21 protein-coding genes are annotated in these 21,352 nt (G+C 68.7%); 8 read left to right on the forward strand and 13 right to left on the reverse strand.

Annotated features, from left to right (window positions below):
- From QMG61_RS12260 to QMG61_RS12285, 6 genes are all read right to left on the reverse strand, one after another.
- Positions 1–221 (reverse strand): hypothetical protein (locus QMG61_RS12260; protein WP_283494609.1); only part of this gene is annotated, 221 nt, incomplete at its 3' end.
- 42 nt (positions 222–263) lie between these two features.
- The gene (locus tag QMG61_RS12265) at positions 264–428 is read right to left on the reverse strand and encodes a hypothetical protein (protein WP_283494610.1); all 165 of its coding nucleotides are present in this window, start codon (positions 426–428) and stop codon (positions 264–266) included.
- A gap of 8 nt (positions 429–436) precedes the next feature.
- Positions 437–955: a GNAT family N-acetyltransferase gene (locus QMG61_RS12270; RefSeq protein ID WP_283494611.1), complete on the reverse strand. Its 519-nt coding sequence runs from the start codon at positions 953–955 to the stop codon at positions 437–439.
- Between the two features lie 17 nt (positions 956–972).
- The gene (locus tag QMG61_RS12275) at positions 973–2,913 is read right to left on the reverse strand and encodes a hypothetical protein (RefSeq protein ID WP_283494612.1); all 1,941 of its coding nucleotides are present in this window, start codon (positions 2,911–2,913) and stop codon (positions 973–975) included.
- 174 nt (positions 2,914–3,087) lie between these two features.
- The gene (locus QMG61_RS12280) at positions 3,088–3,897 is read right to left on the reverse strand and encodes a nuclease-related domain-containing protein (RefSeq protein WP_283494613.1); all 810 of its coding nucleotides are present in this window, start codon (positions 3,895–3,897) and stop codon (positions 3,088–3,090) included.
- 69 nt (positions 3,898–3,966) lie between these two features.
- A complete protein-coding gene (locus QMG61_RS12285) occupies positions 3,967–5,079 on the reverse strand; it encodes an alkaline phosphatase family protein (protein WP_283494614.1) in 1,113 nt (370 codons plus the stop codon).
- Positions 5,080–5,122: 43 nt separating this feature from the next.
- Between QMG61_RS12285 and QMG61_RS12290 the strand changes: the two genes are divergently transcribed.
- Positions 5,123–5,299: a hypothetical protein gene (locus QMG61_RS12290; RefSeq protein WP_283494615.1), complete on the forward strand. Its 177-nt coding sequence runs from the start codon at positions 5,123–5,125 to the stop codon at positions 5,297–5,299.
- A gap of 1 nt (position 5,300) precedes the next feature.
- Here QMG61_RS12290 and QMG61_RS12295 read toward each other — a convergent pair whose 3' ends face one another.
- Entirely contained in the window at positions 5,301–5,840 is a 540-nt protein-coding gene (locus QMG61_RS12295; RefSeq protein WP_283494616.1) for a nuclease-related domain-containing protein, read from the reverse strand.
- A 163-nt stretch (positions 5,841–6,003) separates the two neighbouring features.
- Here QMG61_RS12295 and QMG61_RS12300 point away from each other — a divergent pair, with 163 nt between their 5' ends.
- The 4 genes from QMG61_RS12300 to adhP all read left to right on the forward strand — a co-directional run bounded on the left by QMG61_RS12300 (position 6,004) and on the right by adhP (position 9,615).
- Complete coding sequence (locus QMG61_RS12300; protein WP_283494617.1) at positions 6,004–6,162, forward strand: hypothetical protein; 159 nt, start codon at positions 6,004–6,006, stop codon at positions 6,160–6,162.
- 50 nt (positions 6,163–6,212) lie between these two features.
- A complete protein-coding gene (locus QMG61_RS12305; protein ID WP_283494618.1) occupies positions 6,213–7,637 on the forward strand; it encodes an NAD(P)/FAD-dependent oxidoreductase in 1,425 nt (474 codons plus the stop codon).
- 114 nt (positions 7,638–7,751) lie between these two features.
- Positions 7,752–8,333, forward strand: a complete 582-nt coding sequence (locus tag QMG61_RS12310) for a hypothetical protein (protein ID WP_283494619.1) — start codon at positions 7,752–7,754, stop codon at positions 8,331–8,333.
- A gap of 271 nt (positions 8,334–8,604) precedes the next feature.
- Positions 8,605–9,615: an alcohol dehydrogenase AdhP gene (gene adhP / locus QMG61_RS12315; protein ID WP_283494658.1), complete on the forward strand. Its 1,011-nt coding sequence runs from the start codon at positions 8,605–8,607 to the stop codon at positions 9,613–9,615.
- Positions 9,616–9,691: 76 nt separating this feature from the next.
- On the opposite strand, the gene QMG61_RS12320 is transcribed toward adhP, so the two are convergent.
- The 5 genes from QMG61_RS12320 to QMG61_RS12340 form a co-directional block, all read right to left on the reverse strand.
- Complete coding sequence (locus QMG61_RS12320) at positions 9,692–11,875, reverse strand: alpha-galactosidase (RefSeq protein ID WP_283494620.1); 2,184 nt, start codon at positions 11,873–11,875, stop codon at positions 9,692–9,694.
- A gap of 209 nt (positions 11,876–12,084) precedes the next feature.
- On the reverse strand, positions 12,085–13,416 hold the full coding sequence (locus QMG61_RS12325; protein WP_283494621.1) for an ABC transporter substrate-binding protein: 1,332 nt from the start codon (positions 13,414–13,416) through the stop codon (positions 12,085–12,087).
- Positions 13,417–13,539: 123 nt separating this feature from the next.
- On the reverse strand, positions 13,540–14,454 hold the full coding sequence (locus QMG61_RS12330; RefSeq protein ID WP_283494659.1) for a carbohydrate ABC transporter permease: 915 nt from the start codon (positions 14,452–14,454) through the stop codon (positions 13,540–13,542).
- 5 nt (positions 14,455–14,459) lie between these two features.
- Positions 14,460–15,410 (reverse strand): carbohydrate ABC transporter permease, encoded by a 951-nt coding sequence (locus QMG61_RS12335; protein ID WP_283494622.1) that lies wholly within the window; start codon positions 15,408–15,410, stop codon positions 14,460–14,462.
- On the reverse strand, positions 15,407–17,443 hold the full coding sequence (locus QMG61_RS12340) for a beta-galactosidase (RefSeq protein ID WP_283494623.1): 2,037 nt from the start codon (positions 17,441–17,443) through the stop codon (positions 15,407–15,409). The genes QMG61_RS12335 and QMG61_RS12340 overlap by 4 nt, the downstream gene beginning before the upstream one ends.
- Before the next feature lie 163 nt (positions 17,444–17,606).
- Between QMG61_RS12340 and QMG61_RS12345 the strand changes: the two genes are divergently transcribed.
- The 3 genes from QMG61_RS12345 (at position 17,607) to QMG61_RS12355 (ending at position 19,855) form a co-directional block, all read left to right on the forward strand.
- Complete coding sequence (locus tag QMG61_RS12345; protein ID WP_283494624.1) at positions 17,607–18,629, forward strand: LacI family DNA-binding transcriptional regulator; 1,023 nt, start codon at positions 17,607–17,609, stop codon at positions 18,627–18,629.
- A gap of 70 nt (positions 18,630–18,699) precedes the next feature.
- On the forward strand, positions 18,700–18,981 hold the full coding sequence (locus QMG61_RS12350; RefSeq protein ID WP_283494625.1) for an acylphosphatase: 282 nt from the start codon (positions 18,700–18,702) through the stop codon (positions 18,979–18,981).
- Between the two features lie 67 nt (positions 18,982–19,048).
- A complete protein-coding gene (locus tag QMG61_RS12355) occupies positions 19,049–19,855 on the forward strand; it encodes a Pr6Pr family membrane protein (protein WP_283494626.1) in 807 nt (268 codons plus the stop codon).
- A 68-nt stretch (positions 19,856–19,923) separates the two neighbouring features.
- Here the strand turns inward: QMG61_RS12355 and QMG61_RS12360 are convergent, their stop codons facing one another.
- A complete protein-coding gene (locus tag QMG61_RS12360; protein ID WP_283494627.1) occupies positions 19,924–21,339 on the reverse strand; it encodes a flavin monoamine oxidase family protein in 1,416 nt (471 codons plus the stop codon).
- Positions 21,340–21,352: the final 13 nt, after the last annotated feature.

Consider the following 21,352-nt stretch of genomic DNA (forward strand, 5'->3'; position numbering starts at 1 on the left):
GCGCCGAGGACCGCGACCGCATCCGTGTCACTGAGGACACCGAACACGATCGGGTCCAGCGCGGCCGCGACCAGGTCGCGTGCCCGGGCGATCAACTGCGCCGGGCCGGACGTGTCCGGGCCGGACGTTTCCGGGCCGGACGGCTGGGGGCCGCCGAACGCGGGCGGGATTGCCGCTCCTGCCGGGGCGGCTGGTGACTGCGGGGCTGAGGCTGCTGCCATGACCCCAGTGTACCGTAAATCGAACAGGAAAGCGAGAGTTACTCAGGTGATATTGGACTGGATATCGTTGCTGTGTTCGAGGTCGTGTCGCGGGGTCTCGACGGGCTCGACCACCGGTCGCGGGGTCTCGACGGGCTCGACCACCGGTCGCGGGGTCTCGACGGGCTCGACCACCGGTGACGGCGGGGTCTCGACGGGCTCGAGCACCGGGGCGATCAGCGGTCGGCGAACTCCCCGACCGAGGCGGCCAGGAGCGCCACCACGACCGTGTCGTTCTTGGTGGACTGACGGCCGATCTGCGCGAAGCCCAGACGGGAGTGGAAGGCAAGCGAACCGGGGTTGGGCGGTTCGAGGTTGACCTCGCAGAAGACCACCACGGCCGTCGCCGCCTCCGCGGACGCGAAGATCGATCGATAGAGCACCTCGCCCAGCCCATGGCCGCGGGCCGCCTCGGCCACCACGATGCGGTCAACGTAGAGGAACTCACGCGAGCGCTCGGCGAACCACCGGTAGTTCTCGCTGGCGTAGTCGGCGTCGGCGGCGAAGACGATCGAGAAGCCGAGCACGTGCTCCGGCTCGGCGTCGGTGGTGACCACCACGGCGTGAGCACACTCGGCGAGCAGGGCGGCCAGGCTCACCTCATCGAGCGCGTTCACCGCCGGCACGGCCGCATTATTGAGCAGCAGAACCTGGGCAAAATCATGCGGGAGCAGGGGGCGCAACGAATGGGACATGCTGACGACGATAGGGCCTAAGCCTCCATGTCGTCGTGCGTGACGATGCGGATGAGTTCGATTCCGCCATCCGGCTTCTGCCAGAAATGCATCCGACGAGCGGCAGGTGTGTTCTGCTCGATCGAGACCCGCATACAGCGGGCACCGTCCCAGCGCAGCAGGTGCGGGTCTGCGGCACCGGCCCCCTGTCGCAGCGCGTGCAGGTGCCGCCCGGTGAGGGTCTTCACCCGCCCGGTCAGCACGTCGACGGATGCCTTGAACGCCTTGGCCAGCTGGCCGTCGTCGAGGCCGGACAGCGAGTCCGCGAAGCGGTCACTGAGCACATAGCTGTGCGGCAGCGGCCATTCCTCCCGGTCGGATTCCGGCACCCGGTCGACCCAGGCGAGCAGGATCTCGTGGCGCACCCAGCCGGAGGCATCCTCCCAGAGGGCGCGGCGGGTTTCGTACTCGCTGGCGGGGGCCGGGGCCGTCACGGTGCGACGGGATTCGCGCAGCATCCGTTTCTGGGCGCGCTGTTCGTCGCGGAGTTCCGCGACCGTGTGCCTGAGCGTGCCGAGTTCGACGAGTGCATCGCGCAACTGCAATTGTGCCGATCGCGCCTGCTCACGCAACTTGGCCAGGTCGGAGTCGGTGGCCCCGGCCTCGACCAGTTGGGCTTCGAGCCGGGTGATCCGGGCCTTCGCCTCGGCGAGGGAGAGTTGGGTGGACTGCAACGCGGAGTGCGGCGCAACCGCCGGCGTCTGAGCGACCCGGAACGGGATCGCCGGCGCCGTCGGATGGCGCACGGCGTGGCTGCGGCCTGGTCCGGGGGACGGGCGCGGTCGCGGTTGCTGGTGGGGTTCGGGGTGCGGTTTCCGCACGGACTCGTCCAGGTTGGCCATCGCGGCCAGGGCCGCCAACTCGGACTGGCTGGTCTGGGCCAGCTCGGACGCGGCGCGGGACCGAGCGGAAGCGACCGGGCTCTGCACGGAATCCGTCGCGAGCACGGGCTCGTCGACGTGCTCGTCTTCCTCCTCGACCGGCAACAGCGGGCGGTTTTCGCGCAGCCACGGCGGTCCGTTGCTCACCGCGCTGAGCGACTCCAGCACGGGTTCGTCGTCGTCGACGTCGCTCAGGCACAGGTGCAGTGCGCCGCTGGGCAGGTGGATGACCCGCGCGGCCACCACGTCGCCCTCAGAGAGGAGGGCGTCCACCTTGTCCAGCGGGTTCGGCGAGATGTCGGCCCGGGTGATCGTGATCGACAGGTGCGGGTGCAGGGCGAGCGCGGCGCGTTGCGCGCTCACCTTTTGCACGAGGGCGAGCGTGATGCTGCCGTGCGGGAATCGGGTGGCGATCACCGCGTTACTCGGCGGCTTCACCTCCACGTTGAGACGGTGGGTGGGCGCGTCGAGTGCACCCTGCACCCGTTGGCCGGGCTCGAGGGTCCAGTCCAGCGGCACCGGCGGGTACGTGAGTTCCTGCCACACAGTGGCCATCCCGCCGTCGTCGAGTTCGACGAGCGCGCGCGAGCCGCCGAGCAGGAACCCCTTGACGGTGCCGGTGACGGTGATGACGGATGCCGGGGCGAGCGCGAAGAGGCCGGCCTGGTGGGCGTGGGCGAGGGCATCCGTGACCAGCTGATCGGTGGCGTGCTGTGGGTCGCCGTGCGTGAAACGCAGTCTCGACCGGGACAGGTCGGCGAACGCGTTGGGGCCGATCGGGTAGGAGCGCCCAGCGCTGCCGTAGACCTGGAATTGGGGCGGCAGCAGGTCGCCGAGCTGGCGGGTGAGCTCGCCGGTTTCGATCAGGAAGACCTTGGCCACGTCGCCGATCTGGTTGGCGAGCTGGTCGATTCCGATTTCGGGCACGCTGGTGCCGAACGGTGATGAAACGACGACCCACGGCCGATCCCGGGCGGAATCGTGCAGTCCGATCGCTAATTTCTGTACCGCGGTGTTCGACTCAACACGGGTGTACACCACTGACTCCCCTCCCGACCGTCGTGACGGACCGTATGTCGAGGGTACGCCTGACGGCTGGGAGAATTGCCCCACCCGTTAACATTCGTGGTGTAGACGGTGCATTCTGCTCGAATGAAAGCGGCCAGGATACGGAATCCCGTACTTTTCGCTCCCTCTGCCGACAGGAACCGGTCAACCGCCGAGCAGGGTCCCGACCAGCCCGGCGGCGAGACCGACCCCGCCGGCGAGCACGGCACCGCCCACGGCGAGCTCAAGCGGGCACAGCACCCGGCGCTGCAGGCGCGCCGAGCGCACCTCCGCCTCGAGTGCGATGAACCGTGCCATCAGCCCGGTCCCGCTCGCGACGGGCAGGTCGTCCCACATCTCCGGATTGTCGAGCACCTCGACGATGCCGAGGCACTCCGCCGGGTCGAGCACCACGGGCAGCCCGGTCAGCCATTCGACCAGGTTCCGGGCGTCGATGATCTTCACGTCGACGGGCACGCTCCCGTAATCAAGCGAGCGCGCGCCGACGAAGGCGACGGCCGGGTGAACGGGGTGGGACAGCGGCCGGCGGTCCTGCAGCAGCGTCGTGATCCGCTCCGCCTCGAACCGGGCGTGGCGAATGTAGGGCACGGAGCGTTCGCCGACCAGCACGGTGCGCTGCTCGACCCGGATGCGCGCTCCGCGGTGCTGCTTGGTGTTGATGGTGACGACCCCGCCAGGGCCGACCAGAACGTGGTCGATGTCCCAGCCGTGACCGCCGATGGGGAGGGCGTGGAACACGACCCATTCCGGCGGCAGCGTCGCGAGGTGAACGCCGACCTCGATCTCACCCTCGGCGCCGTCGTACCAGCCGACGCTGGCCGCGGCGAGCGGCGAGCAGCCGAGGAAACGGTCCAGCCGGGTGCGCGGCGGCTTGGCGTCCTGCTCACGCAGGAGCTTCTCGATGATGAACTGTGCGGCGAAACGCTGCCGCATCCGTGTGCTGCTCAATGCCATTGCGGTTTTCTCCCAGCGGCCAACCTTACAGACCAATCCGGCCGATGGCGCAGCGGCGCGGCGACCCGGTCAGTGTTCGGCCGTGAAGACATCCGCCCCGAATCTGGACAGTCCCGGAGTCGCGGCGTAGCCGAGATACGGCAGGCCGAAAGCATCCTCAATGCTCGCGAGCAGGCTGTAGTGGTTATAGGGAGTGTTCGATTCGGTGCCGCCCGCAATGAACGGGGAGAGCACCAGTGCACCGACCCGCCCGCCGCCGGGGCCGTTGATTCCGGGCCGGTCGACGTTGGGGCCCGGCCGCTCACCGCAGCAGGCACTCGAGTCGGAGTCGACGCTGTCCGATTCGTCGAAGGTGATCACGAGCAGTCCATCCTGCCGGAAGGCCGGCGAGGCCAGGATCCGCGGCACCCACTCGCTCAGCCACGCGTCGGCGCTGGCGAGTCCGCCCGACTCCCCGTCGACGCAGGGCGCGTCGTGACCGTCGTGACAGAGGTTCGGCGTGATGAAGGCAAGGTTCGGAGTGGTGTCCACGGCGGCCAGGTCGCCGGACAGGGCAGCCAGGTCGACCACGTTGCGGGCACAGTCCGGCGAACCGGTGATCGCCGCGAAGTAGACGAACGGGTTGTGCCTGACCGCGTACTGATCGCCCGGACGGGCGCGCTGGGTATCGTCGCGGTCGCCGAGCGCCGGATGCCGGCAGCCCTCCCCCATGTCCTCGGCGTAGCCCTTCCAGGTGCGGCCGGCGTCGCTGAGCTGACCGGCCACCGTCCGCACTCCGGCCGGGTAGACGCACCCCTCGCCGACTGCCTGGTCGAACGCGGCCGTGCCGGTCTGCTCGAATGCCGTGTAGAGCTGGCAGTCGGACTGGGTCTGCGCGTTCGGACCCTGGCCGGAGAGCTGGGCCAGGTAGTTCGGCAGTGAGTGATGGGCCACGCCGAAATACTGAGTGAGGAGCACGCCCTGGCTGCGCAGGGTGGACGACAGGTAGGGAGCGTCCGAGCCCCGGGCCCAGATTCTGTCGTAGCCCTTGTTCTCGAGGTTGATCACGGTGATGTGCTGCACCCCCGGGTTCGCCGGGGCCGCCGCCTGTGGGTCGTTCGCCCGCCACAGCATCGTCGCGGCGAGCGCGGTCAGCGCCACGACGGCCACGCCGACGAGCCAAACCACGCGCGGTGATCTCATCACTCCATCATCCGCCACCCGGCTGCCCGCCTACGCTGGGTTGATGGTTGACAACATGATGATCGTCCAGACCCAGCTCGGCCTGCTCGAGGGCCACATCAACATGATCAAAGAGGACGGCGCCGCCCCACGGGGCGTTGAAGAGGCGCTGGTGAGCATCTGCACCGCCCTGGATGCCCTGACCGACGAGGTTCACCGGCGGCTCCCCGCCGAGTCCTGAACTAGACCGCGACCGCCGCCGGCGGCAGCGGATGCCAGGAGCCGGGACTGTCGATCAGATCAGAGGCCTCCTGCATCTCCCCGGCGCTCAGCACCGGGTGGAGCCTCAGCAGCCAGCCGCGCAGGTCGTTGGCATCGATCACCTTCACCCGCTCCGGCCTGCCGGCGATGGTCAACACCGCCGGCTCGACCACGGCGATCACCGGTTGCACCGGCGTGAGCAGCGGCATCCGTTCGCGCACGAGGGTCGTGACCCGCTCGGCCTCGAACTCGGAATCCTGCAGGTGCGGAACCTTCTGCCCGTCGATCAGCATGACGCGATTGCCGACCCAGACGTCGGCGCCGCAGCACCGCGCCGCACCGCCCTGCAGCATCGAGTTGATCGTGAAGATGCCACCGGGGCCGACCACGAGATGATCGATCACGATGTTTCCCCGGTCGATCGGAACGGCGTGGAAGACGGCCCATTCCGGGGGCAACGTTTCAAGGAGGGCGCCGAGGGCGGAGACGCGCTGCCGGATGGCGGAACTGTGCATCGTCATCGCTCTCCCCGGCTACTGCATCGAATCTAGCGACTCGCATGAGACCGACAGCAGCCCCCGAACGGGGACCTCCCGGGGTCGGACCGCGCGCCGCAGGTCCGGATTCGCGCCGCGCAGGCGCCGCATTCGGCCGGTAACCCGACGATGTCGGTAGGGTCGCAGCATGACCGATGCACTCCAGCCGAGCTCAGGGATCGATGCGCTCACCGCGACGATCACTGTCGGGGCCATCCCCGCCTTGCAGCTGGTCGGGCGCCTCGCGGCGGGCACGGCCACCCGTTCGAGTGTCACCGAGACCCTCCGCACGATCCACGTCACCTGAAGAAATACGTCGCCCACACGATCTACCCCGCCTATCGAATCGGAGCATCCATGAGCGTCCCGCCCACCGCATACTCGCGCACCCGGCGGCATCCCGTTGCGCTCCTCCGGGCATCCCTGAAGGATGCCTCGACCACCCCGTTCTGGCTGGACTCCCCCGACCGCCCCACGGCCCTGCCCGCCCTCGCCGGCGACACCACCGCCGACCTCGTCGTCGTCGGCGGCGGCTACTGCGGACTGTGGACCGCGTTGATCGCCAAGGAACGCGACCCGAAACGCGACGTGTTACTCATCGAGGCGGCCGAGGTCGGGTGGGCGGCGAGCGGCCGCAACGGCGGGTTCTGCGAGACCAGCCTCACCCACGGGCCGGAGAACGGTGAGCGCCACTTCCCTGATGAGCTGGAGACGCTCGCCCGCCTCGGCCGGGAGAACTTCAACGATCTCAAGGCCACGATCGACCGCTACTCGATGAACGTCGAGTTTGAGGAGACCGGTGTGCTCATGGTCGCGACCGAGCCGCACCAGGTGGCTGGCCTGCGCGAGGCGGCCGACGACAACCCGGATGCCACCTTCTACGCCGCCGGGAGCATTCCCGTGAAGTCGCCGCTTTACCGCGCCGCGCTGGCCGAGACCGCGGGCTACGGCTACGTGAACCCCGCCCGGCTCGTCTGGGAGCTCAAACGGGTGTGCCTGGAGCTCGGCGTGCGGATCGCCGAGAACAGCCCGGTGCGTTCGCTGACCCGCGACGGCGAGGCCGTGACCCTGAGCACCAGGATCGGCACGGTTCGGGCGCACCAGGTCGCCCTGGCCACAAACGGTTTCCCCTCACTGCTGGCCCGCACCCGGCTGCTCACGATGCCGGTCTATGACTACGCGCTGATGACCGAACCGCTCAGCCGGGAGCAGCTCGAGAGCATCGGCTGGGTGGATAGGCACGGCATCAACGATTCGTCACGGGAGTTCCACTACTACCGGCGCACCGCCGACGATCGCATCCTGTTCGGCGGGTTCGACGCGATCTACCACCGTGGCGGCAGGATCAGACCGAGCCAGGATCAGCGGCCGGAGACGTTCGAACTGCTCGCCGACCACTTCTTCAGCACCTTTCCGCAGCTCAGCGGCATCCGGTTCACCCACAAGTGGGGCGGGATGATCGACATGTCCACCCAGCTCGTTGCGTTCCACGGGGTGGCGTGGGACGGGCGCGTCGCCTACAGCGCGGGGTACACCGGACTCGGGGTGGCGGCGACCCGCTTCGGCGCCGAGACGATGCTCGATCTGCTCAGCGGCGAGAAGACCGACCGCACCGCACTCGGCTGGGCGAGGTCGCACCCGTTTCCGATCCCGCCCGAACCGATTCGCTACCCGGCGGTCCAGGCGATGCGCAGGGCGGTCGCGGCATCCGATGCCAACGAAGGCAAGGATGGCATCCTGATCCGGATCGCCGACCGGTTCGGGATCGGCTTCGACTCCTAGCCGGACTGCAGACGCCCCTCGGACCACCGGCCGACTCACCGTCCGAGCTGGGAAGCGAGCATTTCTCGGCGCGGCTGTCACCCGAATGCGGGGCCTGCCCCCACACTGGGGGGCATGAACCTCACCACGACCGCGAGAAAGCAGAAGCGAACGTGGGTCGTCGCGGCCGCCGTCGGTGCGGCCGCGATGCTCGCCAGCATCCCAATCGCGACGGCCGGAATCGCGACGGCCAATGATGCCGCAAATATGCGACTCACCGGCGCCGAGCTGGCTCAGGCCGGCGACGCAGCCCTGGCCGAGCTGGGCCCGGCGACCGTGACGGATGCGCGGCACCGCCCCCCGCCCGGTCCGGCTTACGTCGTGGAAACCCGGCTCGCGAACGGGGTCGAGGTGGCGGTCGAGCTCGACCGGTCGTTCGCCGTGGTCTGGACGAGCGCCCCCGGCTGGACCGGCGACGCCGCGGCCGACCTCCCCGCACGCGCGCTCGATGCCACCGAACATGCCAGCATCGAGCGCACCAGCGCGGGGCAGGTCGCCCTCGCCGAGGTGGGCGGCGGCACCGTGACCCGGTTCAGCCGCAGTGACGCCGTCGACCACGCCTTCGAGGTGGAGGTCACCCTCACGGACGGCACCCGGAGGACAATTAGTCTCACCAAGCGTGGCGAGGTTGCCCGGCTCACCGGCACGGCCGGCTGAGCGAGTCGCGTCGGCCGACCCGGCCGCGGTAGCGTGGGCAGGCGCAGCAGCGGTGCCGACCGGGTGAGTTCACCTCGGGTGGCGCCGCGCGTCTTTCGGCCGGGCACCGCCGACGCCCGCAACGTCGCCCGCAACCTCGCGCAACGCACCACAACCTAGCCTCGGACCACGGACGAAGACGTTCGTACTAGGGAGTGACGCAATGACATTGACTGAAACGACCACCCGCGAAGCCGGCCGGGAGACGCCGGGAACACTCACCGCCACGACAATGCAGGCTGCCGTGGTCAGGACCTTCGGCCACGATCTGGCGATCGAGGATGTCGCGATCCCCACGCCCGGCCACGGCCAGGCGCTCGTGAAACTCATCAGCACCGGCGTCTGCCACACCGACCTGCACGCGGTCGAGGGCGACTGGCCGGTCAAACCCAGCCCGCCGTTCATCCCCGGCCACGAAGGCGTCGGCACAGTCGTGGCCCTCGGGGCGGGCGTCACCGACCTCGCGGTCGGCGACGTCGTCGGCAACGCGTGGCTCTGGTCGGCCTGCGGTAGCTGCGAGTACTGCCAGACAGGCTGGGAAACCCTGTGCGAGGCGCAGCAGAACGGCGGCTACAGCGTGGACGGGTCGTTCGGTCAGTACATGCTGGTCGACTCCCGCTTCGCCGTGCGCATCCCGGAGGGCATGGACCTCGTGGCCGTGGCCCCGGTGCTCTGCGCGGGCGTCACCGTCTATAAGGGCCTGAAGATGACCGAGGCCAAACCGGGCCAGTGGGTCGTCATCTCGGGCATCGGCGGGCTCGGCCACCTTGCGGTGCAGTACGCCAAGGCGATGGGCCTCCGCGTCGTCGCGGTGGACGTGGCCGACGACAAGCTCGCCCTGGCTCGCCTGCACGGCGCGGAACTGACCGTGAACGCGATGAATGAGGACCCGATCGAGGTCATCCAGCGGGAAACCGGCGGGGCTCACGCCGTGCTGGTCACCGCCGTGCACCCGCGGGCTTTCGCGCACGCGATCGGCGAAGTGCGCCGTGGCGGGACGATCGTGTTCAACGGGCTGCCGCCGGGCGACTTCCCGGCGCCGATCTTCGATATTGTGCTCAAGGGGCTGACGATCCGTGGGTCGATCGTGGGCACCCGCAAGGACATGGCCGAGGCGCTGGACTTCTTCACCCGCGGTCTGATCCACCCGACGGTGACCACCCGCGGCCTGGACGAGATCAATACGGTCTTCGACGAGATGCGACACGGCAAGATCGACGGCCGCGTGGTGATCACGTACTGACCGGCGGGCGTGAACGGCGCCGTGCGGGTGCGTTTGCCCGGGCGGCGCCGTGCTGCGCGTGGCCGCGCCCGCTCGTCTAGTGCCCGGCCGGCACCGCGTCGACCGTGTAGAGCGCGGCCTGCTCCGGGTTGAGCAGCGGCGCGGGCAGCCCGACGAGGGCGAGCACAGAACCGGGAAGGGTGATTCCGCCGTCGCCGAGCCAGCCGGGCGGGGCATCCTGCATGGTGCGGGGGTCGGTGCCCAACCCGAGCGGACTCACCCGGTAGCGCCGCTCCGGGTCGAGTCCGGGGAAACGGAGCGGTGCCGGCAGGGCGGCGCGGGGCGCGGCCAGGGCGACGTAGGCGAACACGGCCGAGGCACGGTCGGCCGACACCACGCCGTGAAGCTCGAGTGCGGGGTCGCTCGGGTCGGCCCGCACGACGGCACCCGAGTGCAGCAGCGGCCGGAGCGCCTTGTACCGGCCCACCCACTCCGCGATCGAGTCGAGCTCGGCCTCGCTCGCCCGGGTCAGGTCCCATTCGATCCCGGCGCTGCCGAACAAGGCGGTGGCGAGCCGGAAACCGAGGTCGGCGGTGCGCCCTGTGGTGTGCGCGGTCGCGGCGCCGAGGTGTCCGCCCAGGTATTCGGGCGGCACGAGCACGCCCGTGTAGCGCTGGATGACCTGGCGTTCGAGTGGGTCGTTGGTGTCGCTGGTCCAGACCCGGTCAACCCGGCCGAGGATGCCGAGGTCGATCCTCGCGCCGCCCGATGCGCAGGATTCGATCTCCACGCCCGGATGCGCGGCCCGCACCGCGTCGATCAGACGGTAGAGGGCGGCCGTCTGTCGGTGTGCCGACCCGGCCAGCAGGTCGCGGTTGTGGTCCCACTTGAGGTAGCTGATCGGGTACTCGGTGAGCAGGTCGTCGAGCCGCGTGAACAACCAGGCGAAGGCATCCGGGTTGCCGAGGTCAAGCACCCGCTGGAACCGCCAGGTCGGCAGGCCGGCGGAACCGAGAACCCAGTCCGGATGCTGCCTGGCCAGGTCGGAGTCAAGGCTCACCATCTCGGGTTCGACCCACAGGCCGAAGTCGAGGCCGGCATCGCGCACATGGTTGATCAGCGGGTGCAGGCCATCGGGCCAGCCGGCCGGGTCGACGAACCAGTCGCCGAGCGCGCGCCGGTCGTCCGATCGGCCGGTGAACCAACCGTCATCGAGCACGAAGCGTTCGATGCCGACCCGCGCGGCCGCATCGGCGAGCCGGGTCAGCGTCGGCAGGTCGTGGTCGAAGTAGACCGCCTCCCAGGTGTTGAGCACGATCGGGCGCGACCGGGGCGCGGGGGCCGACCAGGAGCGGATCCACGGGTGCAACCTCGCCGACAAGCCGTCGAGTCCGGCATCCGAATACACGGCCACGGTCCACGGGGAGGCGTAGCTCTCCCCCGCCGCCAGGCTCAGTTCGCCCGGTGCGAGCAACTCACCGCTGCCGAGGGTGGCCGCGCCGAGCGGGCTCTTTTCGGCCCATGACCTCTTGTCTCCGCTCCAGGCCAGGTGGGTGGCCCACACCTCACCGGCGCGGAAGCCGAAGCCCGGGGTTCCGGCAACGGTCAGGAACGCGTCGTCGTGGCCGGGACGGCCGTGCCGTGACTCGCGGCTCCAGACGCCGTGACCCAGGATGCTGCGCTGCGGCCGGCGTTCGTGGCTCCAGAGCCCGGTGAAGTCAAGGATCTCGCAGGCGCGGTCCGGCACGGGCAGGGTGACGTCGAGCGAGCCGAGTTCGAAGACCGAGTCCGCGGTGTTGGTGAGCGTGTGGCGTAGTCGCAGCACACCCTGCACGGAGAGCTCGAGATCGGTGCGGAGGTCGAGGCCGGCGGCGGCATCCGTCAGCAGGATGCTGAGAGCGGGCGGGCAGGCCGGGCTCACCTCGACCGGGTTCACCTCGACGAGGCGGAGGTCGAGCGCGGCGGTGCCGTCGCCGGGTCGGAACCCGGTGATTCCGGGTCGGCCGCTCCAGCCCTCGCGGGGAGTGGGCAGCAGGGACAGCCGGAGCGCGATGTCGACCGAGCTCGGCGGGATCGCCGGCACGGCCGAATCGGCGAGGGCGGCCAGGTCGACGACCGACAGCGCGCCGAGGTCGGTGCCCCAGTGCACGACGACGGGAACACCCGTGCCGCGGGCGTCCAGCACAAGGCTGGTGCCCGCGGCACGGAGGTGGTGGACCATCGACGGTGCACCCGACGCGGCTGATGTCCGGGCGGGGGAACTCACGTGATCTGCTGCCATCTGGTTGTCACTGCGTGAACGGGTGAACGGGTGAAACGGGTGAAACGGGTGAAACGGGTGAAACGGGTGAAACGGGTGAAACGGGTGAAACGGGTGAAACGGGTGAAACGGGTGAAACGGGTGAAACGGGTGAAGCGGGTGAAACGGGTGGCACCGGGTGGCCGGTCGCGGAGACCGGCCACCCGGTGACCGACTTGTTACTGGTTCGACTACTTGTTGACCGGAATCGACTGCGCCGACATCGCCGCGATCGTGTTGGTCTGGCCGACCTTCAACGCCTCTTCGAGGGTTCCCTTGCCGCTGACCGCAGCCTTGAAGCCATCCGAAACATCATTGTAGGTCTGGGTCATGGTCGGGCCCCAGATGAAGTCCGGGGAGACCTGAGCGGATGCGATCGCGAACTCGTCGTAGATCGCCTGGTCGCCGTAGAACGGGACGCCTGCCTTGAGCGCGGGCAGTTCGAGGCCGGACTTGGCCGCCGGGTAGAGGTTGGCCGTCTTGTTCAGCATCGTGAGCGACTCGTCGGAGGTGTTCAGCCACAGGGCGAACTTCGCCGCTTCGTAGGGGTGCTTGGAGCCCTTGAACACTGCGGTGGATGAGCCACCCCAGTTGCCGCTGGCCTTGTCGCCGGCGTTCCACTGCGGGGACTGGGCCACGGCCCACTGGCCCGCGGTGTCCGGGGCGCCGCTGGCGATGGAGTTTGCACCCCAGGCTGCGGAGTTCCAGGTCCAGTCGCTGCCCGTGTTGTAGGCGTTGTTCCACTCATCGGTCCACGGCGGGTTCGTCGAGACGAGGTCCCGGTCGATCAGATCCTGCCAGTAGGCCGCGACCTTGGTCGTGGTCGGGTCGGTCAGGTCGACGGTCCACTTGTCGCCATCGTTCTTGAACCAGGTTCCGCCGGCCTGCCAGACGAATCCGGCGAACTGGTTGATGTCACTCTGGGAGAAGTTGGTGATGTACCCGCCGGTCGCGCGCACCTGCTCCGCTGCGGTGGCGAATTCGTCCCACGTGGTCGGAATCGCGATGTTGTTCGCCTTGAACAGATCGGCACGGTAGAACATCGCCATGGGGCCGGCATCCTGCGGGATGGCGTAGACCGACTTGTCCTCGCCGAAGTTGACCTGTCCCCAGGTCCAGTCGACGAAGTCGCTCTTCGCGTCGAGCACGCCATCGCAGGCGGCCAGGTTGGTCAGGCCGTCCTGAACGCGGAAGTTCGGCAGGGCGTCGTATTCGATCTGGCCCAGGTCGGGCGCGTTGCCGGCCTTGAGCTGGTTGAAGAAGTTCTGGTAGGTGCCGCCGTTGCCGTTCGGGCCGGTCTGGACCTTGACCTGAATGTCAGGGTTGGCCTTGTTCCAGATCGCCACGGTTTCTTCCATGCCCGGGATCCAGGTGGTGAAGGTCAGGTCGACCTTTCCGGTGGAGGGTGCACACGCATCGGCTGCTGTGGTGCCATCGGTGGAGCCGGAGGTGGCGCAGCCGGTGAGGGCGACAGTGGCCGCGGTGAGCAAGGCGACGGCGACTGCTCTTTTCTTCATTCGCATTCTGTTTGTCTTTTCTCTTGGGGAAGGGACTCCGCCTGGGCTGTCCAGTCGGATGGTGCAGGTAAAACGGGAGGTGCAGGTAAAACGGGAGGTGCGGGTAAAACGGGAGGTGCAGTCTGGGGGCTACTTGACCGAACCGGCGCTGAGGCCGTTTCGCCAGAAGCGCTGGAGGAGAAGGAAGATGATGATCAGCGGGATGATCGAGAGCAGAGCGCCGATCAGCACGTAATCGCGCAGCACGGGAATCTGGTTGACCTGCGAGTTCCAGGCGTAGAGCCCGAGCGTCACCGGGAACAGGGTCTCGTCGCGGAGCATGATCAGCGGGAGGAAGAAGTTGTTCCAGATGGCAACGAACTGGAACAGGAAGACCGTGACCAGGGCGGGCACCATCATCCGAACCGAGACGGTGAAGAAGGTGCGCACCTCGCCGGCGCCGTCGAGGCGGGCGGCCTCGATCAGCTCGTCCGGCACACTCGCCGAGGCGTAGATGCGGGCCAGGTAGACCCCGAACGGACTGACCAGGCTCGGCAGAAACACCGACCAGAACGTGTTGGTGAGGCTGATCTGGGAGAAGATCAGGAACAGGGGCAGCGCGAGCGCCGTGGCGGGCACGAGCACACCGCCGAGGACGACGTTGAAGATGAGCTCACGGCCGGGGAAGTTGTACTTGGCCAGGGCGTAGCCGCACATTCCGGCGATGATGGTGCCGATCAGGGCGCCGCCGCCGGCATAGAGGGCACTGTTGAGCATCCACTTGAGGTAGACGCCGTCGCGGTAGGCCACCAGGTTGCCGATGTTCTCGAACAGGGAGAAGTCGGCGAACCAGAGCGGGTTGGTGCTGTTGAACTGCGATCGGTTCTTCGAGGCCGCGACCAGGAGCCACCAGATCGGCACCAGGAAGTAGAGGGTGAAGACGCCCATCACGATCAGGGCGCCGCCGCGGGCGAGCGGGCTCTCGCGCTGGGCGAGTGGCGCCTTCGGTGTCTTCGACTGCGCCGGGCGGATGCCGCGCCCCGGTCGCGCTGAGTCGGTCTTCATGGTGCTCACTTGGCTTCCTTCCGCTGGGTGAACTTCAGGAATGTGAAGGACAGGATGAACGTGGCCACGGCCAGCACGACCGAGAAGGCCGCCGCGAGGTTCACGTTCGGAATCGACGAGGTCGTGTAGACGGTGAGGTTCGGGGTGAACGTGCTCGTCACTGCGGAGCTGAAGCTGCGGAAGACCTGCGGTTCGGCGAGCAGCTGCAGGGTGCCGATGATGGAGAAGATCGCGGTGAGCACGATCGCCGGCATGATCAGGGGGATCTTGACCGACCAGGCGATCCGCAACTGGCCTGCCCCGTCGAGGCGGGCGGCCTCATAGAGTTCCGTCGGAATCGCCAGCAGGGCCGAGTAGATGATGAGCATGTTGTAGCCCACGTAAACCCAGGTGACGACGTTGGCAATGGCCCACAGCACCAGGTCGGCCGAGAGGAAGTTGATGTTCTCGGTGACCGCACTGAAGGGGGACAGATTGGGCGAGTACAGGTAGCCCCACATGATGGCCGCAATGACGCCCGGCACCGCGTACGGCACGAAGAACGCGAGCCGGAAGAAGCGCTTGCCGCGCAACAGCGGCGAATCGAGCAGCAGTGCGAACAGCAGCGCCAGGCCGAGCATGATCGGCACCTGCACGACGCCGAACATCAGCACCCGGCCGATGGACTGCCAGAACGGCCCGTTCTGGAAGACCAGGACGTACTGGGTGAAGCCGCCGAACACCTCGGTGGCCGCGCCGAAGGTGCCCTCACGCTTGATCACGAGGAGCGATTCGTAGATCGCGTAGCCGATCGGCACGAGGTAGAACAGGCCGAACAGGACGCCGAACGGGAGCACAAAGGCGAGGATTGCGCCCTTGTGCGCCACCCGTACCTTCTGCACGCGCGGCTTTCTGAGCCTTGATGTCCGGGCAGCGCTGCCCTGGGCATCCGTGGACAAAGCGGCTGATGCGCTCATGATGCGGTGTCCTCTCTGATGACGCGAACGGCTCCGGCCGGCACACGCACGACGCGGCCGATCGGTTCACCGGTGATGAGTTCGTGGCCGGCTGCCGGAAGGGTGAGTTCGGTGCCGCCGTGGTTGATGATGAACAGGTAGCTGGCGGTGGCGCTCGCCCGGCGCACAACCTCGACCGTGCCGTCACTCTCCGGGCCGATCGCGGTGACCCTGGCCTGCTGCGCGATCGTGCGCATCTGGCCGCGCAGCGACTCGGCGTCCAGCGCGGTGGCCAGGTACCAGGCGGTACCGGCGCCGTGGCCGTTGCGGGTGATGGCCGGGATGCCGGGAAGCGGGCCGTCCAGATAGCTGGCCACCACCTCCGCTCCGGTCGGGCGGAGCCGTTCGGTCCAGAGGCTCGCGGTGGCACCGGAGTCGAGGGAGACCTGCCGGCCGGGCGCCAGGGGGGCGAACTCCTCGACGGTGACTCCCAACAGCTCCCGGAACGCACCGGGATACCCGCCGGTGCGCACTCGGTCGTCTTCGTCGACGATGCCGCTGAAGAAGGTGACGACGGCGTGCCCGCCGCCGGCGACGAAGGCGTCGAGGTTCGCGGCCTGCTCATCCGTGACCAGGTAGAGTGCGGGGGCCACGACGAGCCGGTAGCCGGACAGGTCCGCGTCGGGCGAGATCACGTCGACCGTGATGCCCAACTGGTGCATGGCGGTGTAGGCGGCGAGCACCTGGTCGAGGTAACGCACCTCGTGCGACGGTCGGGACTCGCCGTCGCCGGCCCACTGAGCCTGCCAGCTGAAGATGATCGCGGCATCCGCCACGACGGTGGTGCCGGAGACCTCGCCCAGCCGATCGATGGCCGCGCCCAGGTCGACCACGTCGCGCCAGAGCGCCGTATCGGTGCCGGCGTGGGGCAACAGGGCGGAGTGGAACTTCTCCGAACCCTGCAACGAGGCCCGCCACTGGAAGAAGCAGACCGCGTCGGCGCCGCGGGCCACGTGGGTGAGGGAGTTGCGCGCCATCTGACCCGGCGTCTTGGCCAGGTTGACCGGCTGCCAGTTGACCGCGCCGGTGGAGTGTTCCATCAGCAGCCACGGTTCGCCGCCGGCGAGGCCGCGGGTGAGATCGGCGGCGAAGGCCAGCTCGGTGGTGGGGTCCGCCAGGCGGCTGTCGAGGTAGTGGTCGTTGGCGACCACGTCGACCTCGGGGGCCCAGGACCAGTAGTCGAGGTTCTTGATGTGGGTGGTCACCATGAAGTTGGTGGTGACCGGCACCCCGCTGTGGCGACGGAGCACCGCGGTCTCACTGCGGTAGTGGTCGAGCAATTCGTCGGAGCTGAACCGATGGAAGTCGAGGACCTGGCCGGGGTTACGGCTGGAGAGGGTGACCCGTGGGGTGAGGATCTCGTTCCACTGGCCGTAGCGCTGGCTCCAGAACGAGGTGCCCCAGGCTGCGTTCACGGCGTCGATGCTGCCGTAGCGGGCCTGCAGCCAGGTACGGAAGGCGGCCGCGCTGTCGTCGCAGTAGCAGAGGGCGTTGTGGCAACCGAGCTCGTTGGACACATGCCAGAGCGCGACGGCCGGGTGCTGTCCGTAACGTTCCGCGACCTTTTCGACCAGGGCCAGGGCTCGTTCGCGGAACACTGCGGAACTCGGGCACCAGGCCTGGCGCCCACCGGGGAACCGGGTGGTGCCGTCCTCGGCCATCGGGAGCATGTCGGGGTGCAGCGTGGTCAGCCACGGCGGCGGCGATGAGGTGCCGGTGCCCAGGTTGACCCGAATGCCGCCGGCGTGCAGCAGCTCGATGATTGTGTCGAGGGCGGCGAAGTCGTACTCGCCCAGGCGAGGTTCGAGCTGGGACCAACCGAAGATGTTGATGGCGACCAGGTCGACGCCGGCCTCCTGCATGAGGGCGACATCCTCCACCCAGACCTCTGGGCTCCACTGCTCCGGGTTGTAGTCGCAGCCGAAGGCGATGCCGTCGTGGCTGAACGCGGTCGCCGGGGCCGAAAGATCGTGGGGTGCTGCTCCCGAATTCATGTGCTCCCTGACCGTGCTTCGTTGCTGTCGACGTCACTCTGTGAACGTGCACAGTTTGGAGAGTTAAAACTCTCCGTTGAGATTCTGTGAACGTACACAGAGTATGTAGCGGCTCGCGTCACTGTCAAGCGGAATCTGAAACTGCGGGGGCTACAGTTATCAAATGGTGACCATTCCGGCTCGACGCAAGCGTGCGACCATCCACGACGTCGCCGTGGAGGCCGGGGTGTCCCGCGGCACCGTGAGCCGCGTGGTCAACAACGAGCCCTACGTCTCCGAACAGGCCCGCACCGCGATCGAGGCCGCGATCGAAAAGGTCGGCTATGTGCCGAACAACGCGGCCCGCAGCCTGGTGATGCAGCGCTCGCAAGCGGTCGGTTTCATCGTGCACGAACCGCATTCCCTGTTCCTGGACGACCCCAACATCGGCGGTATCCTGCTGGGCGCCAATACCGTGCTGTCCCGCGCCGACTACCAGATGGTCAGCCTCGTCATCGATTCCCATCGTGATACCGACCGGGTCGCCCGCTATCTGAGCGGCGGATTCGTCGACGGGGTCATCATGGTCTCGGCCCGCCATGAGGATCCGATGATCCGGGTCGTGGAGAAGCTGGCACTGCCGGCGGCATTCGTGGGGCATCCGCCCGACCTGCGTCAGCTCCCGTTCGTGGGCATCGACAACCGCCGTTCGGCGCGCGCGATCACCGAACGACTGATCGGCACGGGACGCCGCCGGATCGGCATGATCGCCGCGGCGCTCGACCGGGACTCCGGCGCCGATCGCCTGGCCGGTTTCACGGATGCCCTCGGTTCCCGCTTCGACCCGGCTCTCGTGGCCCGGGTTCCGCTCTATACCTTCTCCGACGGCGTGGAGGGGATGCGTGCCCTGCTGGCCGTCGCCCCCGACATCGACGGTGTGTTCGCGGCCTCGGACGCCGTCGCCGCCGGGGCGCTCGAGGCCCTCCGCGACGCCGGACGCAGCGTGCCGGGCGACGTCGGAATCGTCGGCTTCGACGACAGCACCTGGGCGCTGCGCACCCAGCCGCAGCTGTCCACCGTGCACCAGCCGGCCTTCGGCCTCGGCGCGGCGGCGGCCGAGTGCGTGCTCGGCCAACTGCGCGGCGAGGAACAGCCCGCCGACGGCATCCTGCTGGAGACCCCGATCGTCTGGCGAGACTCCGCCTGATCGCGGGGCCTGATTGCGGGCCGGGGTTCACCGCGGCGGAAACCGGGCACACTGGGACCATGAAACGGTCATGGTCGTGAATCGGATGCGCCGGCGCGCGGTCGTGCGCGGAGTCGTGCAGGCGGTGGGTTTCCGCTACTACGCGCAGGCCGAGGCCCGTCGGCTCGGCCTCGCCGGGTTCGTGCGCAACCGCCGCGACGGAGCGGTGGAGGCGGAAGCGGAGGGTGACGCGGCGGCGGTGTCGGCGATGCTCGACTGGCTGGCACATGGCCCGCCGTCTGCGGTGGTCCACTCCGTCGAAACCTCGGAATTGGAACCGCTGGGAGAGGCCGAGTTCCGGATCGATTTCTGAGCCGCGATCTCGGATCCACCCCGGCGGGGATCAGGAGGCATCCGGGATACTGGCGTAGCGTGGGGGCATGTGCGCGCGAGCATCCGAGCCCCCTCGGACTGATGCCACGGCGCTCACGGTCCGGGCAGCGCCGCTGGTGCTCGCCGAGCCCGCAGCCCTGGCTCCGGGACGAACGGATGCGGCCGGAATCCGGCCCAGGGCCACGCCGCCGGCACGTTCCGGTTCGCGGATCACCGTGCGCCGCATCTATGGGGTCGGCCGGATCGGACTGGCGGCGACCGGGGTTGCCGCCCTGCTGGGCTATTTCGAGTATGTTCTCGGCTTCGCCACCTTCGCGATCTACAACTACTTCAGCTATTTCACCGTGCTCAGCGGCATGGCCGCGATCGTCGCGTTCGTCGCCGCCGCGATCGTCGCCTTCAGACGGGAGGTCGACCCGCCGTGGCTGGACTGGTTCCGGCTGCTCATCACGACCTACATCATCGTCTCCGGGGTCGTCTTCCTGACCATCGTGATCCAGTCCTCGTCCCGCGCGTACACGATCGAGGTGCCCTGGTCCAGCCAACTGCTGCACTTCTGGATCCCCTCAATCGCCCTGCTCGACTGGCTCACGGATGCGGGCAAGGCCCGGCTGCCCTGGAAGACCACGGCCTGGGTGATGCTGGTGCCCGGCATCTGGGGTGCGTTCACTCTCACCCGTGGGGCGCTCGTGGGCTGGTATCCGTACTTCTTCCTTGACCCGGCCCAGGTCAGCGGTCCGCTCGAGACCGTGCTCTACAGCCTGGTCGCGGTGGCGCTGTTCACCGGAATCGCCGCGGCGCTCACCGCGACGACGCGCCTGCCGCGCCGGGTGCCGCGGCCCCCACAGGGCTGAGCCACCGACCGGCTTGTCGTTCCGACCGACGCCGGCCTCACGGCCCGCGTCTCCGCCGAGTGCCGCTGCTACTTCGGCGTGGGCACGGGGGCCAGGAACGGCTCCAGGCTGCCCAGCGCGGACGCGAGGAACTCGTCGTCGTCGACCTCGGCGAGGCGGACGGCACTCCCGGCCGCCACCAGCCCCATCAGCACCGGCTCGCCGGTGATCGGCACCATGTTGATCCAGACCTTGAAGTCGCCGTCGCCGCCGACCGTGCTCCAGAGCGGGGCTTCCGTGTCCCAGAAGGGCTCGTCGAACTGGAGCCAGACCTTGTCGAGCGTGCCGACGCCGAGCGCCGCGATCGCGCCGCGATGGGCGAAGGGCAGGGGCGGGGCGAATTCCATCACCTCGGTCTTCAGCACGCCGAGCGGGATCGTGACGATGACCCGGTCGGCGCCGAGCGATTCGCCGGTGCCCAGGCGCAGGCTGACCCCGTCGTCCGAGTAGGCGAGCCGCGTGACCACGCTGGAGTCGAGCACATCGATGCCGTCGGCGGCATCCTTGACCAGGTTCGCGAAGCCGCCGAGAACGATCCGGTCGTCGTCGGCGCCCTGGTCCATCGAGGTGTACCAGGCTGACTGCAGGGCGACGGATGACCCCGCCTGCACGTTGAGGACGGCGGCGATCTCGTGGTCGAGCCAGTCGGTGTCGGAGACGCCGGTGTCGGCAGCCGTGGTCGAGAGCTTGGACGCGCCCGAATCGGCGAGGGCCTTCGCGACGGACACGTCGGCGGGCTGCTCCACCGCCCAGGCGAGGGCGGCCGCGACGGCCTTGGGACCGGTGTCGGGAACGGGAACCACCAGGCCGGCGGGGGTGCGGGTCTCCGTGGCACGGCCGAACGGCGCCGTGGAGACGCCGAGCCTGGTCAGGTCCTCGTCGAGCGAGGTCAGGCCACTGTGCCGAACGAAGGAGGGGCCGAGTTCGATCGGGAACGGCCACTTCTTGTCGGTGACGGTGTAAATGCGGCCACCGATCCGGTCGCGGGCCTCGACCACGACCACGTCGAAGCCGGCATCCTGGAGCGATCGTGCCGCGGACAGGCCAGCGATGCCGGCGCCGATCACGGCGATCCGCTCGCCGGCCGTGGCCGTGCCGATCACCTCACGGGCAGCGCGCAGGCCGGATTCGAGGGCGCCCTGGACGGTGCCGGGGAAGTCGGGTGAGGTGGCCTCGCCAGCGAAGAACACCCGGTCGCGCACGGGTTGGCTGAGCGCATCCCGTTGCTCGGGGGTGGCTCCGACGGCGGGAAAGCTGAACGAACCGCGCGCGAACGGGTCCGTCGACCAGGAGGTGCGGCGAACCATCGCCGGCTTCGGAACCGCCGTCGCCGTCGGCGCCGGCTTCGGCGTTCCAGTCGGTCTCGGGCTCGGCGGAACGCAGGCGGTGAGCGCGAGCACGGAGATCCCGGTGACCGAGCCGAGCAGGAAGGTTCGACGTTTCATGACGGTGACCATG

The sequence above is a fragment of the Cryobacterium sp. PH31-AA6 genome, assembly GCF_030063195.1.
Taxonomy (GTDB): Bacteria; Actinomycetota; Actinomycetes; order Actinomycetales; family Microbacteriaceae; genus Cryobacterium.